At 44.7% G+C, this 16,497-nt stretch carries 13 protein-coding genes and 1 rRNA gene; all 14 read left to right on the plus strand.

Annotated elements, in window-relative coordinates; translation table 11 throughout:
• Positions 1-96, plus strand: a 5S ribosomal RNA gene (gene rrf / locus ASG85_RS25915); the annotation flags it as partial.
• Between the two features lie 596 nt (positions 97-692).
• Positions 693-1,283 carry a chromate transporter gene (locus tag ASG85_RS25920; protein WP_060648147.1) on the plus strand — a complete coding sequence of 197 codons (591 nt, stop codon included), beginning with the start codon at positions 693-695 and terminating at the stop codon, positions 1,281-1,283.
• Entirely contained in the window at positions 1,280-1,813 is a 534-nt protein-coding gene (locus tag ASG85_RS25925; RefSeq protein ID WP_057301964.1) for a chromate transporter, read from the plus strand. Before ASG85_RS25920 ends, ASG85_RS25925 begins: the two co-directional genes overlap by 4 nt.
• Before the next feature lie 386 nt (positions 1,814-2,199).
• A complete protein-coding gene (locus ASG85_RS25930) occupies positions 2,200-3,705 on the plus strand; it encodes an ABC transporter ATP-binding protein (RefSeq protein WP_060648174.1) in 1,506 nt (501 codons plus the stop codon).
• Positions 3,702-4,823, plus strand: coding sequence for an ABC transporter permease (locus ASG85_RS25935; protein WP_060648148.1), 1,122 nt, complete (start codon positions 3,702-3,704; stop codon positions 4,821-4,823). The genes ASG85_RS25930 and ASG85_RS25935 overlap by 4 nt, the downstream gene beginning before the upstream one ends.
• A 57-nt stretch (positions 4,824-4,880) precedes the next feature.
• A complete protein-coding gene (locus ASG85_RS25940; RefSeq protein WP_060648149.1) occupies positions 4,881-5,810 on the plus strand; it encodes an ABC transporter permease in 930 nt (309 codons plus the stop codon).
• A 31-nt stretch (positions 5,811-5,841) separates the two neighbouring features.
• Positions 5,842-6,324, plus strand: a complete 483-nt coding sequence (locus tag ASG85_RS25945) for a nucleoside deaminase (RefSeq protein WP_060648150.1) — start codon at positions 5,842-5,844, stop codon at positions 6,322-6,324.
• Between the two features lie 188 nt (positions 6,325-6,512).
• Positions 6,513-7,643, plus strand: a complete 1,131-nt coding sequence (chvE, locus tag ASG85_RS25950; protein WP_060648151.1) for a multiple monosaccharide ABC transporter substrate-binding protein — start codon at positions 6,513-6,515, stop codon at positions 7,641-7,643.
• A 90-nt stretch (positions 7,644-7,733) separates the two neighbouring features.
• Positions 7,734-9,284: a multiple monosaccharide ABC transporter ATP-binding protein gene (gene mmsA, locus ASG85_RS25955; RefSeq protein ID WP_057301959.1), complete on the plus strand. Its 1,551-nt coding sequence runs from the start codon at positions 7,734-7,736 to the stop codon at positions 9,282-9,284.
• Positions 9,268-10,431: a multiple monosaccharide ABC transporter permease gene (gene mmsB, locus ASG85_RS25960; protein WP_060648152.1), complete on the plus strand. Its 1,164-nt coding sequence runs from the start codon at positions 9,268-9,270 to the stop codon at positions 10,429-10,431. Before mmsA ends, mmsB begins: the two co-directional genes overlap by 17 nt.
• Before the next feature lie 89 nt (positions 10,432-10,520).
• The gene (locus tag ASG85_RS25965) at positions 10,521-12,245 is read left to right on the plus strand and encodes a methyl-accepting chemotaxis protein (protein ID WP_082588231.1); all 1,725 of its coding nucleotides are present in this window, start codon (positions 10,521-10,523) and stop codon (positions 12,243-12,245) included.
• Between the two features lie 38 nt (positions 12,246-12,283).
• Positions 12,284-13,300, plus strand: a complete 1,017-nt coding sequence (locus ASG85_RS25970; protein WP_057301956.1) for a substrate-binding domain-containing protein — start codon at positions 12,284-12,286, stop codon at positions 13,298-13,300.
• 31 nt (positions 13,301-13,331) lie between these two features.
• On the plus strand, positions 13,332-15,194 hold the full coding sequence (locus ASG85_RS25975) for a sensor histidine kinase (protein ID WP_060648154.1): 1,863 nt from the start codon (positions 13,332-13,334) through the stop codon (positions 15,192-15,194).
• The gene (locus ASG85_RS25980; RefSeq protein WP_060648155.1) at positions 15,191-16,408 is read left to right on the plus strand and encodes a response regulator transcription factor; all 1,218 of its coding nucleotides are present in this window, start codon (positions 15,191-15,193) and stop codon (positions 16,406-16,408) included. Before ASG85_RS25975 ends, ASG85_RS25980 begins: the two co-directional genes overlap by 4 nt.
• Positions 16,409-16,497 lie beyond the last annotated feature (89 nt).

Raw genomic sequence — 16,497 nt, forward strand, 5'->3', positions numbered from 1 at the left:
GACCCACGCGTTCCCATCTCGAACACGACCGTTAAGCCCTCCAGCGTCGATGGTACTTGAACCGCAGGGTTCTGGGAGAGTAGAACGTTGCCAAGCAATTAAAAAACCTTACAAGGAGAAATCCTCGTAAGGTTTTTTGTTTACATTTGTTCGGATTGATCAGAAAACTTGTCCAAATCAAGCCATATACTATAAATAAGAGTCTCCAAAAACTACCACAAAAAGCACCAGAAATTCAAAAATAACAGTCTCTAGAAGCTCTTATTCTGCTCAAAGCAACCCAGCTCCAAGCCCTATCCCACAAATAAGAGTCTCCAAAGACTCCTATTTCCACCAAAAGCACCAGAAATTCAAAAATAGCAGTCTCTAGAAGCTCTTATTTTGCCCAAAGCAACCCAAATCAAGCTTCATCCTACTAATAAGAGTTTCAAAAGTCTCCAATTTCCACAGAAAGTACCCATAAATACAAAAATAGCAGCCTCAAGAGGCTCTAATACTTCTAAACGCTTACCCACACAAAGCGCCCGCGTACAGCTTTTACACAAATTCAAGCCAGAACCCAAGAAACTGAAGAATCTTTGTCATTTTTACAAAGATGAGAAAAGAATCGAATTAATCCTTTCAACTTATATTACAATAAAGCTTAGTTTACTTTGTGTAGAATGGTGCTGCAGAGACAGGAGTGATACATAGTGGGAAATGCCTATGTTCAGATAGGTATGGCGATGTTCCGGACGGGGATATTGGGTTATGGCGGCGGGCCGTCGATTGTGCCGTTGATACGGTACGAGGCGGTTACGCGGTTTCAATGGATGAAGGATGAGGAATTCATGGAAGTGCTGGCGATAGCTAATACGCTTCCGGGACCGATAGCAACGAAGCTTGCGGGCTATTTGGGATATCGGCTCAAAGGCGGATGGGGGGCGGCGATTGGTGTTTTAGCTCACATTGTTCCTACCTGTGTAGCCATGGTGGGGTTGTATTCGTTTATTAATTTCTTTAGTACCTCTCAAGTGATTAAAGGCATGATAGCGGCGGTTGTGCCTATTGTTGCAGTGATGTTAGGCGTGATGGCGTATGAGTTCGGAGAGAAAGCGGTAAAAGGCTTGGGTTGGGCGGCAGGTCTCACATTTTTTGTTATTTCATTTTTGCTGCTGCAGACTTTCTCTGTGCATCCAGCTATCGTTATTTTTATGTTTTTACTATTTGGTGCTTTTCATCATAAGCTAAAGGACAAGTGGAGTAAGAACAAGAAGCAGCTTGGCAAAGGTGAGGGTGTATGAATGAGTGGTGGCATTTACTTGTTAGTTTCTTTTTAGCCAATGTGTTCGGATACGGAGGAGGACCCTCGTCGATCCCGCTAATGTATCAAGAGATTGTTCCGAATCATGCTTGGATGACCAGCAGTGGATTCTCGAACATGTTAGCGCTTGGGAATGCGCTGCCTGGACCGATTGCTACGAAAATTGCCGCATATGTCGGCTTTCAAATCGGTGGTTGGGTCGGCGTTCTAATTGCAGTGGCTGCAACAGTTGTTCCATCTATTATTGCACTCATCATTTTGCTGAATATCCTGCAGAAATATAAGCAATCTCCGGTGATCAAAGGAATGACGCTGCTTGTCCAGCCTGTTATCGCGATCATGATGGTGTTGGTCACGTGGAGCAGTATGGTGGAATCTACGAAAACGATAGGATACTTGCAGTTTATTGGTATTGCCGCAGTAGCTTTCTACCTCATTCAAAAGAGGAAGATTCACCCTGCGTTTGTGATTGTGGCTGGTTTCGTTTATGGTGGTATATTTCTTTCATAATTTCTTTCCTGATGAAAAGAATAGGATAGTAAAAGGAGCATTCTTCAAGGAGGAGTGCTCCTTTTTGTTGTCCGCGTAACTTAACATAACATTCTCGGGAGGGGAAGCCTTTACACTTTGGGATCAAGCACAAATGAATCGTCATTTTTTGTTAGATGCCCAAATATGATGTAATGTTAATTGACGTGTAATTCACTTGAACAGTATAGTGGGTGAAGATAGATATGTACTAGGTTCGTGTAAGGTATGGCCTAAATGACACCTAAATTATGCTTTTAAGAAACAGCAGATCCCAAAATGGGAGATGCTGTTTTGAATATATAGGGGTGTGTAAAGGACGAGAAGGAGGGGGCTCATTGCTTAAAACGGAGGGTTATTCAGTTGAGATGAATCAGATTGTCAAGCAATTTGGTTCTGTTGTAGCTAATAATCATGTTGATTTCCGAGCAAAAGCTGGAGAGATTCATGCATTATTAGGTGAGAACGGCGCCGGTAAAAGTACAATGATGTGCATGCTCTCAGGTATATATCGTCCAACAAGCGGAGAGATTCTTATCCACGGTGAGAAGGTACGAATTCGTTCGCCGAAGGATGCGATGAACCTAGGGGTTGGCATGGTCTTTCAGAATTTTCGACTTGTTCAAACGTTAACAGCCGCGGAGAATATTGTTCTTGGGGAGTCGTCTTCGTTCTGGCGCGGCCCACGATGGCTCGCTAGAAAGTCCGAAGAGATCGAGGGAATATCGAAGCATTTTGGGCTACCGTTTCCGGTGGACCGGCCTATTTGGCAGCTGTCGGTCGGGGAACAGCAGCGTGTTGAAATTGTGAAGACGCTCTATCGTGGAGCGGATTTAATTATTTTGGATGAGCCTACCTCGGTATTGACGCCAGGTGAGGTGGATCAGTTGTTTGAGACACTGAATCGCATGAAAGAAGAAGGCAAGACCGTCATTATGACGACACATAAACTCAAGGAGGTTATGTTTGCTTCGGATCGCATATCGGTTATGCGTAAAGGCGAGATGATTGCAACAATGACGAAGTCAGAAACGAATGAGAGGGATCTGGCGCAGTTGATGGTCGGCAAGGAGAGTCTAGAAAGCCGCACGGTTGTTAGAGAGAAACCGCAAGGAAAGCCGATGCTTGTGGTTGGTGGTTTGGATGTGTATGCGGAGCATGGACGCAAGGTGCTGGGTGGGCTTCATTTTCAAGTGTGTGAAGGTGAGATTGTTGGTGTTGCCGGGGTGTCTGGAAACGGGCAGAAGGAGCTTGCGGAAGTGTTAACAGGGCTTCGCGTCTGGAAACAAGGCGATATCCGTTTTGACGGCAAGGCATTACGTAACGGTTCGGTGCGCGCAGCCATTGATCTGGGTATTGCCCATGTGCCGGAAAACCGCATGAAGAGCGGTTTAGCGGGCAATTTGGGCGCCGTAGATAACCTGCTCTTCAAGACGTATCGTTCTCCGGAACGATCTCGATTCGGTTTACTGCGCACAGGAAGCAATCGAAGCTGGACACAGAAGCTTGTTGAGATGTTCGATGTGCGGACATCGGGGATTGATGCACCTGTTCAGAATATGTCTGGGGGGAATCAGCAGAAGCTGCTTTTTGCTAGGGAAATTGATCAAGGTCCGAAGCTGATGGTTGCCGTGCATCCAACGCAGGGGCTAGATGTAGGTGCCACTGAGGGTGTGCACCAATTGCTAGAGGAACTGCGCAGCAAGGGGAGTTCAGTTCTCCTAATATCAGAGGATTTGGATGAGGTGCTGCAGCTAGCTGACCGAATACTAGTCATGTACGATGGACGCATCGTGGGCAATATTCCGCGAAAGGAAGCGAACCGGGAATATATCGGTATGTTGATGGCGGGGTCTGAGGAGGATGCAGGGTGAGCGAACAACAAACGGCGGAAACCATTCCGATAGAAAAAAAGGTGCCTAAGCGAGAAGCTGGTTTTCGTTTGCCTTACCGATTTGAGATTGATCCTGTGGGGCCAGCCAGTCCGTGGTGGGTGACGATTGTATCTATCGTCTTGGCGCTTGTAGCCTGCGGCATTTTTATAGCTTTGAACGGCATGAATCCGATTGTGGTTTATGCCAAAATGCTGAAAGGAGCCTTTGGTTCCTCTTTTGGCATTACGGAGACCCTTGTGAAGGCGATTCCACTGTTTCTTTGCGGTCTTGGCGTTTCAATTGCGTACCGGATTTCGGTATGGAATATCGGTGCCGAGGGGCAGTTCTTGGCCGGAGCGATGGCGGCTACCGCGGTTACGGTTTATTTTCCACAGCTGCCAATGTATATTTCGATTCCATCTATGGCGGTAGCGAGCATCGTAGCCGGTGGGGTCTGGGGATTGTTGACGGCGATTCCGAGGACCTATTTTCAAGTTAACGAACTAATTACATCCTTAATGTTGAATTATGTAGCTCTTCTTGCCTTAAATTATGCGGTATTCGGTCCATGGAAAGATCCGAAAGGCTTTAACTTCCCAGGATCCCCGATGTTCACCGCGGCGCAGTCTTTGCCTACTTTTGGAACAACCCGACTCCATTTTGGGATCATTTTTGCTATTATTGCCGTGCTGCTCTATGCCTTTATGATCCGATATACACGTTGGGGTTATGAGCTGCGACTCATTGGTGCGAATGCGGAAGCTGCGCGGAATGCAGGTATTCGAATTTCCAGACATGTTCTCGTTGTTATGATCATTAGCGGCGGTGTGGCTGGCTTAGCGGGAATGAGTGAAGTTTCCGGTGTGGCACACCGACTTATGTATGGTATTTCGCCGGGGTACGGGTACACAGCGATTATTGTGGCGTGGCTTGCGAAGCTGAATCCGGCAGGGTTAGTGATTTCGTCGGTGTTATTCGGAGGGCTCATTGTGGGAGGATACAGTGTGCAGACGATCGGTCTTCCTTCATCGACCTCTTCTATGATTCAAGGGGCTATCCTATTTTTCCTTATTGCGGGCGGTATGGCTGGGAAAGTCCGCATTCGCCGCAATCGGTGATCGGTGAGCTGATGGGTGGGCTTGGTTTGAAATCATGCTGAAAGGGGAGGGAATGTCATAGATATCGTCACACAATTAATTGTTTCCGCTATCTCTTCTGGCACGCCGCTGCTGTTAGCTGTATTGGGTGGAATTCTTATCGAAAGATCAGGCATCACGCAACTGGGTGCAGAAGGACTTATGTTGATGGGGGCAGTGACTTCTTGTCTAGTCTTCATTCATACTGGAAGCTTGGCTCTGACCCTTCTCTGTGTACTTGCAGTAGGCGGTGTTCTGGGTATGCTTCATGGATTACTTTGTGTAACCCTGCACGCTAATCAGGTCGTAAGCGGTCTGGCCATGACGATTTTCGGTACAGGTCTTAGCGCTTATCTCGGAAAACGTGTTAGCGGCATCCCATTACCCGGAGCGGTACCAAAGCTAGATTTGCTATGGGTGGAGAATGTGCCGTTTATTGGGAAGGTTTTTGCGCACTTGGATCTTTTTACTTGGTTTAGCTTTGTACTGGTTATTGTCATGCATCTCTTCATCCATCGTACTTCGTGGGGGCTGCATCTAAGAGCGGTGGGGGATAACCCGGCCACAGCTGATGTTATGGGTATTCCCGTTATTGCGATTCGCTACGGCTGTATCATTACTGGCTCCATGTTGATCGGTATTGGCGGAGCTGATTTGCTGCTCGTATACACGCCAACTTGGAACGAAGGGATGACCTCTGGGCGCGGTTGGATTGCGGTGGCGCTCATTATTTTCGCGAGATGGAATCCGGTTCGTGCTTTGGTGTGCGCTTATTTCTTCGGTGTACTGGATACGCTGGGGTTCCGCGTGCAGCTTATTGGCAGTCATATCCCTTCTTATTTTCTGAAAATGATTCCGTACATCGTGACCATACTGGTTCTGATGTTCCTCGGTTGGCGTAATCGCAATAAGCCTTCGGGTGCACCGGAAGCACTAGGCGTTCCCTACATTCGGGAGCAAAGATTTTAATATTGAGCGTAAGGGGTGGAGGTACTTGGTGATGGACCGTGATAGGCATATTCCATTTTTGAAAAGATGTGTAGAGCTATCTCTGCTAGCTAGAAAATCGGGGAATACACCGTTTGGTGCGCTATTGGTTGGACCGCATGGAGAAATTTTGCTGGAGCAGGGGAATATCGAGATTACGGAGTCGAACTGCACCGGTCATGCGGAGACAACTTTGATGGAGGCAGCTTCCAAACGGTATAGCAAAAAAGAATTGTGGGAGTGCACCTTGTATACGTCCGCAGAACCTTGTGCAATGTGTGCCGGATCGATTTATTGGGGAAACGTTGGGTGTGTCGTTTACGGAATATCGGAAAAACAACTAGCTATCTTGACGGGTGATGATGAACAAAATCCAACACTCGATCTACCGTGTCGTGAGGTGTTTGCTAGAGGGAATAAGGCCATTCAAGTGCTCGGTCCTTTCCCAGAGGTAGAAATAGAAGCTGCAGCCGCGCATGCTGGTTATTGGTCTTAAAACGTGTAAAGGAAAGCCGTCAGGATGATATCCTGGCGGCTTTTCTATGTATGGCACAAGATGAAAGCGTTTAAATAAGTTTAATATTTATAAAAACGAGTTGTTTTTTTGAAAAGACGCAGACTGCCTTCAGCCCTATACTTAAGTCTATGAAACACGAAGCTGAGGCAAAGAGAGGGATAGTTTAGATGAAAAAAATGGTATCTTTGGTTTTATTATCTTTGATGTTGGTGATTTCCGCTTGCGGGGCTAAAACCGCAACGACGGAACAAAAAGATGCGGCAAGCACAGCGGCGCCGACAGCAGCAGCCAAAACGGATGCAAAAGCCGGAGGTAAAGTAGGAATTTCGATGCCGACGAAATCATCCGAAAGATGGGTGAGCGACGGAGCTAACATGGTGAAGGAATTCGAAAAGTTAGGTTATAAAACTGACCTGCAATATGCGGAAGACGTAATTGAGAACCAAGTCGCTCAAATTGAAAATATGATTACCAAAGGTGTTAATATCCTCGTTATCGCACCGATTGACGGAGAATCTTTGACGGACGTTCTTAAGAAAGCGCATGATGCCAAGATCGAAGTTATCGCGTACGACCGTTTAATTAAAAAGAGTGAGTTTGTGAGCTACTATGCGACATTCGATAATTTCAAGGTTGGCGTGCTGCAAGCTTCCTATATCGAGAAAAAGCTAGGATTGAAAGAGGGTAAAGGTCCATTCAATATTGAGCTTTTCGCTGGATCACCTGATGATAACAATGCACATTTCTTCTTTGATGGAGCTATTTCCGTACTGAAGCCTTACCTGGATTCCGGTAAATTAGTGGTGAAGAGCAAGCAAACGGCGTTCGAGCAAGTAGCTACATTAAGATGGGATGGTTCGGTTGCCCAATCCAGAATGGATAATCTGCTAAGTAAGAACTATGCTTCTGATAAAGTGGATGCTGTGTTGTCTCCTTATGATGGCATCAGTATCGGAATCCTATCTTCCCTTAAAGGTGTTGGCTATGGGACAGCAGGCAAGGCGCTTCCTGTAATTACTGGGCAAGACGCAGAACTCGCTTCCGTTAAATCGCTCATTTCTGGGGAACAAACACAAACAGTATTTAAGGATACTCGTGAGTTAGCTAAAAAAGCGGTTGCGATTGCAGACAGTATTCTAAAAGGAACCAAACCCGAAGTAAACGATACAAAAACGTATAACAATGGCGTTAAAGTTGTTCCTTCTTACCTGCTTGAGCCAGTATCCGTAGATGTATCCAACTATGAATCAATCTTAGTAGGCAGCGGCTACTACACAAAAGATAAATTAGGTAAATAATTGTCAACCTAGGAACTACCTAAATGATCTAGTGATAGCCGAGCGTGACTATCGCTAGATCATTTATTACATGGAAGGCTTGGTGATCGCATGTCGGATGCCATATTGGAAATGAAAAATATTACGAAAACATTTCCGGGTGTGAAAGCGCTCAGTAATGTGAATTTACGTGTTCAAGAAGGCGAGATTCACGCCCTGCTTGGTGAGAATGGCGCAGGCAAGTCCACGCTTATGAAAGTTTTAAGCGGCGTATATCCACACGGATCCTATGATGGCGATATTCTGTTCAAGGGTCAAGTTTGTGAGTTCAAAGATATCAAACAAAGTGAGAATTTGGGGATCGTTATTATTCACCAAGAATTAGCGCTTATTCCCTATTTATCGATTGCAGAGAATATCTTTTTGGGGAATGAACAAACCTCACGAGGGATCATCAATTGGAATGATACCATTGTGAAGACAAGGGAACTACTGCAAAAGGTTGGATTAAGTGAGCAGCCCACAACATTGACGATCAATATAGGTGTCGGCAAGCAGCAATTGGTGGAAATCGCAAAAGCGTTATCAAAGAAGGTAAAGCTGCTGATCTTGGATGAACCTACAGCTGCTTTGAACGAAGAGGATAGCGATAATCTGCTGAATTTATTGCTGGAATTTAAGAAACAAGGAATCTCTTCTATTCTGATTTCCCACAAATTAAATGAAATTTCTAAGGTGGCGGATTCGATTACCATTCTTAGGGATGGTCAAACCATAGAAACGTTGGATATGAGGAAAGACCAAATTACGGAAGACCGCATTATTAAAGGCATGGTAGGCCGGGATTTAACACATCGTTACCCCATGAGGGAGCCGCAAATCGGTGAGACGCTGTTTGAAGTAAAGGATTGGAATGTTTATCACCCTCTGCAAGACAATCGTAAAGTCATCGATCAAGTCAATTTGAACATTCGTAAAGGTGAAATTGTCGGCATTGCGGGATTAATGGGAGCAGGTAGAACGGAACTGGCGATGAGTATTTTCGGCAAATCCTATGGGAAGAAAATCAGCGGTCATTTATATAAAGATGGCAAGGAAATTCACCTGCCAACGATTGATAAGGCCATTCATCATGGTGTTGCTTATGTGACGGAAGACCGCAAGAACTATGGATTAATCTTGATTGACGATATTAAAAGAAACATAACGCTGGCCAGACTGGATAAGATTTCGAAAAATAAGGTCGTCAATGAGAATGAAGAAGTTGTCCACGCGGAGAGCTTTCGCCAAAAGATGAATATTAAGACACCGAGCATTTTACAGAAAACAGGGAATTTGAGCGGTGGCAATCAACAGAAGGTCGTTTTAAGCAAATGGATCTTTTCAGAGCCGGATATTCTCATTCTTGATGAACCAACACGGGGTATCGATGTGGGGGCCAAATATGAGATTTATACGATCATCAATCAATTAGCAATGGAGGGCAAAGGCATCCTGCTTATTTCCTCGGAGCTTCCCGAAATTCTGGGTATGTGTGACCGTGTCTACGTGATGAATGAGGGGAAAATGGTTGGCGAATTAAGTAAAGAGAAAGCTTCACAGGAAGAAATCATGAAGTGCATAACGAGGGCAGGGGGACACATGCATGGAAACACTGAGTAAAATGTTTAAAAGCAACATCCGTCAATACGGCATGATTATAGCACTAGTCTTAATTACGGTATTTTTTCAAATCATGACGGATGGGGTACTGTTAAAATCTCTGAATGTGACGAACTTGATTTTGCAAAATAGTTACATTTTGGTGCTCGCGATTGGCATGTTATTGGTCATTATCACGGGGAATATCGACTTATCTGTAGGATCTGTAGCCGCTTTTGTAGGGGCTGTGTCAGCCGTTCTGATGGTCGATATGAAAGTTCCTTTTGTCTTAGCAGTTATCATTTCTTTGGTCATTGGAGCATTGGTAGGGGCGTGGCAGGGCTTTTGGGTCGCCTATGTGAGAATTCCATCTTTTATCGTTACGCTGGCGGGGATGCTCCTCTTCCGGGGGTTGACGATGATCGTCTTGAAGGGGATGTCTATCGCACCGTTTCCGAAGGCTTTTCAGAAAATCAGCTCAGGCTTTATACCTGATGTATTAAATGGAAGCACAATGCATAACACTACACTGATCATCGGAGTTGTATTATCCCTTATTTTGGTGTGGAGTGAGCTTAGAAAAAGAAAGAATCAAGTCAAATATAACTTTGATGTTATGCCGATGGGATGGTTGATTGCTAAAATTGCCGTCATGGTCCTGATCATTAACGTATTTACGTATGTACTGGCCACTTATGAAGGTATTCCTAACATCCTGGTTCTTTTGTTTGTGCTTGTTGTGATTTACTCCTTCGTTATGAATAAAACGGTCATGGGTCGACATATTTATGCGCTTGGCGGAAGTGAAAAAGCGGCTAAATTATCAGGAATCAAAACGAAGCATGTGACCTTCTGGGTGTTCGTAAATATGGGGGTCATGGCAGCGCTATCCGGTCTCGTATTTGCGGCAAGGTTAAATGCGGCTACGCCTAAAGCGGGGGTAAACTTTGAGCTAGATGCCATCGCTGCGTGCTTCATTGGCGGTGCTTCCGCGACTGGTGGCATTGGTACGGTTATTGGGGCTATCATCGGTGGACTTGTGATGGGTGTCATGAACAATGGGATGTCCTTAGTCGGCTTAGGTATTGACTGGCAGCAGGGTATCAAGGGACTGGTGTTGTTATTTGCAGTAGGTTTTGATATTTACAATAAATCAAAAACTGCTTAGTGAGATAACTAGGCAATAGAGGATCAAATAAGACTTTTCCTGAAAAGGAGAGTCTTATTTGCGGCTTACACCTACGGAGTGGGGGATAAATGATGAGTAAACGTATGACATGGCTAAGAGGTAATCACTTCAAGGTGCTCTCTTTTTCTTTGCGTTCAAAACTGATGATAGCCTTTGTGGTTATCGCTTTATTAGTCGCAGTGACGAGCGGATTATCTTACTTTTTTCTGAAAAAAATTAACTTATCCTATGTGAATTTATTAAATCATAATGCCATAATTCTGCAGCTTGCTTCAGATATCCAATACCAAACACAATTGCAGTATAGCCTTATGTCCAGTTATGTCATTGAACCTTCTCCGGAGAAAGTTCAAGCAATTCTCGAAAGCAATCAGAAGCTTAATGCTTTGGTGCAAGACATCAAGGGTATCGACGAGAATGCGGAAGATCAAACTTACTATAAGGTAATGGGTGAGTCAATCGAGACGATTGCCGGATTGGTGCATGATCTTGAGAAGACGAAATCCAGTTTTCAAAGGACCGTACCCCTCACTCAAAATTTAACCAAGCTTGCTGAGAAGATTCAGAAAAAGCAAAAGAACATCATGGAATTGAAGAAAGTGGAAAATGGCAATGTGATGGATCAAACCATTTACAAGCTCATATGGGTAAGCATCACGGCTTTAGTGATCGCGTTAGCCATAGGATGGATGGTTTCTAGAATGATTATTGCCCCTCTCAGGACGATTGTTAAAGCGGCGAGAGATATAGCTTCTTGTGATTTAACGGGCCGAGATATTAGAGTCCGCAGCCGTGATGAGCTTCATGACTTGGCGGAGGCTTTCAATCAAATGAAAGGCAATTTGTTTAAAATCATTAGCCAGGTTGACGATCATGCGAAGCATGTATCTGCAGCAGCAGAAGAGCTCAGCGGTAATACCGAGCATTTGAGCAAAGCTTCGGAGCAGATTACAACGGTTGTGACAGAGATTTCCGCAGGCTCCGAATCTCAGGTACAACAGATGATGACGGGTGTCTCTTTCCTTGCTCAAATGGATCATTCCGTACAGCAAATTGCCTCGATTACGGGATTAACGAATGAAACGTCGTCTCACGCATTGGCAGCTGTTAGTAGGGGGACGGCCTCTATCGAATTATCCATTAGCCAAATGAACGCCATTTATAATAAAATGAAAGTGCTTTCGGATTCCGTTGGGCGCTTAGGTACACACGTCATGCATGTCCTTGCCGCGAACGATCTGATTGCCAATATTTCCAGACAAACCAATTTACTTGCGCTTAACGCTTCGATTGAAGCGGCTAGAGCAGGTGAAGCGGGCAAAGGCTTCGCGGTTGTTGCTCAAGAAGTTCGTCATTTATCTAAGCAAACAACTGAGGCTGCAGATGAAGTAGCGAGATTGGTGAATGCGATACAAGAGGAAATGGGCGAAGTCGCACATTCCTGTGAGGCAGGTTCACAAGAAGTGAGCACAGGGATTTCAGTTGTCAATGAAGCGAACGTGGCGTTTGAACGAATAAAAAAAGAAATCGAAGAGGTTAGCGTGCAAATAAGCCAGGTATCCCTGCAATCCTCAGACATTTCTCAGAAATCGCAAACAGCTTTAGAAGTTCTTCGTTCGATAGAAGATGTGGCCAAGCACACGGCTTCGGGAACGAAAGAAGTGTCCATAAACATGGAAGAGCAGTTTGCGAGTATGGAAGAAATCGTGTCCTCTGCCAACGTTTTAAGCGGGATGGCGGAAGAACTAGATGAATTAATCGGTAAATTTCAATTAAGATCGAATGACATATAGAGCTCATCTGTGTGCAGAAGGTTATAGGAGGAACAAGTATGAAAAAGCTGTTGATGGTGTATGCGATACTGATCGCAACTTTTTTGCTTTTCCTTTATTTTTATCAATACCGCGAGTCTACGGATCAATCGCTTAAGCAAATGAATCGCGGTCTCCAAGGAAACATCGAAGAGAAGTATGTAATGGTCAACTTCCAGTCCGGCATTGATTATTGGAAAAGTTGTCTCAAAGGCTTCGAGGATGCTGCGAAGATATTGAATGTTTCCGTCGAGTATCGAGGCGCTACTCAGTACGATGTGTACGAAGAGATAACGGTTTTGGAACAAGTAATTGCCAAGAAGCCGGCAGGAATTGCGGTCTCAGCGATCAATCCGAACGCACTCGTTGTGACCATTAATAAAGCTGTCGAAGCGGGCATACCTGTCGTATTATTCGATTCTGGCGCACCTAAGAGTGAAGCCTACTCTTTTCTGGGAACGAATAATTATAATGCTGGCGTAAGCGCAGCTCACAAAATGGCTGAGTTGACCGGGACCCAGGGGAAGCTTGCGATTATTACGCTGCCTAATCAACTAAATCACCAGGATCGCATGGCTGGATTTCAGGATACAATCCGAAGCAGCTATCCCAATCTCCAAATTATAGCGATAGAAGATGGTAAAGGGGATCAATTGGCATCCGAACGGATTGCCGCTAAAGTACTCAAGGATCATCCGGATTTGAACGGTATATTTGCTACTGAGGCCAATGGCGGTGTGGGTGTAGGTAATGCAGTAAAAAGCTTGAATCGGCTTTCACAAGTGAAAATTATTGGATTTGATACCGATAAAGGGACACTTGATATGGTGAAGAACGAGACCATTTCAGCAACGCTTGCACAAGGTACCTGGAATATGGGGTATTGGTCGCTTATGCATTTACTCCATCTACAAAAGGAAGCTCAGAAATCGCATTTACCGCTGCAAAATGCCAAGGAGCCGCTTGTTCCTACCTACGTGGATACAGGAATTACAATCGTGACAAAAGAAAATGTCGATATCTATTATGCCAAATGACAGCTTAGAGGCAAATGATGAGGTGAAGCGCATGAAGATGTTCAAATGGATTACACTGAATAACTGGCCAATCCGTTATAAGTTAATCATGCACTTCTTACTAATTAGCATTTTGCCGGCTATTTGTCTGGGTATTCTGATTGCATTAGCGACTGATCGCATTATCGAAAAACAGGTTAATGAGCATACGTCTCAATTAATCGGAAATGTGAATAAATCGCTGGAAGCGTATGCGGGGAATTTGCAGAATATTACCTATTTCACTTCCTTTAACCCACAAGTCAGGCGGTTTCTAAGCGGTGAGCCAGCCATGCAGGCATCTGAGACCTACGATATGCGGATATTCCTTCAAGGATTTACAACCCTTTATTCCGAAGTAGCGGGTATCCTGGTGGTGAATGCAAAGGGGGATTACCTCAGTAACGAAATGTACGCCCGAACAACCCGGAGCTTAACCGAAGAAAGTTGGTATAAGGAAGCTGTTGATCAAAAAGGGATATTCAGCATTGTGGGCCATCCCTCGGGAAGAAATGTTACCACGCACGTTGACTACAAGGATGAGGATATTGTCTCCGTGGTCAGGGCGATTCTGGATCCCGAAACCCAAGCGGTCAAAGGTGTCATTCTTATTGATTTAAAACTTAGAGTCATCGCAGAAACCGTACAGGACGTAAGCTTGGGGAAATCGGGCTACTTGATGGTTATCGATAATAAAGGCGAAAGTATCTATACACCGGAGCATCCTCTTGTGAGCAAGTTTCAGCGAAACTGGATTGACGAGAATCCCGCGGGTACTTTTTCAAAAACGATCGATGGCACCTACATGCAGTTCATTTATCGGAAATCAGCCTTTACGAATTGGACGACAGTAGGAGTATTTTCAACCCAAGAGACGGTCCGAGAGGTCCGAGAAATCCGCCTTTATTTGATCATGTTTGTTTTCGTTGTATGCTTGCTTGGTATTGCGGCTTCTTATTATTTATCCTATACCATCTCTTTCCCCATTTGGCAGCTAACGTCCTTCATGAGGAGAGCCGAGGATGGTAATCTGTCTATCCGCTTCAAGGATGAAAGAACAGATGAAGTCGGCATGCTGGGGCGAAGCTTCAATCATATGCTGATGCAAATTACGAAGCTGATCGGTTTGGTCGAAAAGGAGCAGCGGCAAAAGAGGGAAGCGGAGCTGCGAAGTCTGCAAGCGCAAATTAAACCGCATTTTTTATACAACACACTCGATACGATTCTATGGTTAGCTCGTAAAAGCGGGGCGCATGAAGTTACAGAAGTGGTCGATTCCCTATCAAGGCTTTTTCGCATAGGCCTTAGCAAGGGAAATGAAGTCATTACGCTTATGGAAGAATTTGAGCACGTGAAGAGCTATCTCATCATTCAAAAAACAAGGTATAAGGAAAAATTGAATTATTCCATTGTCATTGACCCTTCGCTCCATCAACTTTATGTGCTCAAGTTAATTCTTCAACCGATTGTCGAGAATGCCATTTATCATGGGATAAAAGAGCGCCGTGGACCTGGTAATATCGACATACACGCTCGGAATGAGAATGAAAAAGTGGTCATCACCATTAGCGATAACGGAGCAGGAATGTCCGAGGAAAAGCTGGAGCGATTAAGGCGAACCTTGGAGGCGGCTGCTTCTAAATCGAATCCGGCAGCAAGTGAGTATAAGCAGGATGCGCCGCCCGTAAGCTTGCAGGAATCGTCATTTATTGTAACAAATCCTCAATCGGGTGAGGGGTATGGATTAACGAATGTACATGAACGAATTGTGATCAGCTTCGGAGAAGCTTATGGGGTATCCATTGAAAGCAAAAAGGGAGTGGGAACAACCGTAACGATTACACATCCAGTATTAAAAAGAGAGGTGTCCGTATGATCGTAAGTCCGCCCTGGAAAGTATTGATTGCAGATGATGAATCGATCATTCGTGAAGGCATACTAAGTTCTTTGAACTGGCAGCAGCTTGGCTTGGAGGTTGTGGCAGAGGCTGAGGATGGCGAAGAGGCTTTAGAGCTGGCACGTAAGCATAGTGTTCATATCCTGCTTGTTGATCTCAATATGCCCATAATGAACGGTATGTCTTTGATCAAGCATATTCGTGAGGAGCTGCCGGATTGCAAGATTATCATCATAACCGGACATGATGAGTTTACCTATGCGCAAGCAGCCATTCGCCTAAATGTGGATGATTATATCCTCAAACCGGTGAATCCTGCGCAGCTTGCAGATGTTTTGACGAAAATAACAAAGCAAATGGCTTCTTCTTTGGAGAAAGAAGAGCATCTGCAAATGGCTTCCAAACAGATCGAAAGGAACTTCTCGCTATTAAGAGAACGATTCTGCCTGGAATGGATGGATGGGGGACTTAGTGAGGTTGAGATCAGAGAGCAGCTTGCGTTTCTGAAGATGCCCGATCGAGCGCCGAGTACGCTAGGTGTTATTCAATGGTCCGGGAATTCAAGAGGTAAGGAACTTTTATCTGAAAGAGACCGTCAGCTTTACTTGTTTGCCATTGAGAATATCGTTGAAGAGCTGTTATCTCCCTACACGCTGGTCAAATTTCGAGACCATTTGGGGATGCTGGTTGTATTGGTATGGGAACCGGTTCCCGCAGATGATATCGAGAAAATTGATGCGGCTGTGCAAACGTATTTGAAAATATCCATAGCTTCTCAATTCCTGAAGGGCATAGAGGGCGTTACGGGTGTTTCTAACGTGTACCAGCAGGCGAGAACTTCCTTATATAAAGAAGCACATCTGTCTCCTTTTGTTCGTCTGGCGAAGGATTACATTGCACAGAGATATAGCGACCCGGAAATAACGTTGGAAATGATCGCCAATGAAATGAAGGTTTCCCCTGTGTATTTGGGAAGAATATTCAAACAAGAACTAGGTATACCTTTTGTGAATATGCTCACTCATACGCGTATTAAACACGCGATTCATTACCTGAGTACAACGGATATGACGATTATTGAAATTTCCGAAAAAGTCGGTTATGACTCCCAGCATTATTTCAGTACAGCCTTTAAAAAAGTAGTAGGCATAGCGCCAAATCAGTACCGCAAAGAAGGAACCATGCAGTCGTAATTGCTTATTGCAAAGATAACAAGCATACAGCTGTAAAGATAACAAACATACGTCTTGCAAAGATATGAAACATACACCTTAGCTGGAAA

Origin of the sequence: Paenibacillus sp. Soil724D2 (assembly GCF_001427935.1) — a bacterium.
Lineage (GTDB): Bacteria > Bacillota > Bacilli > Paenibacillales > NBRC-103111 > Paenibacillus_E.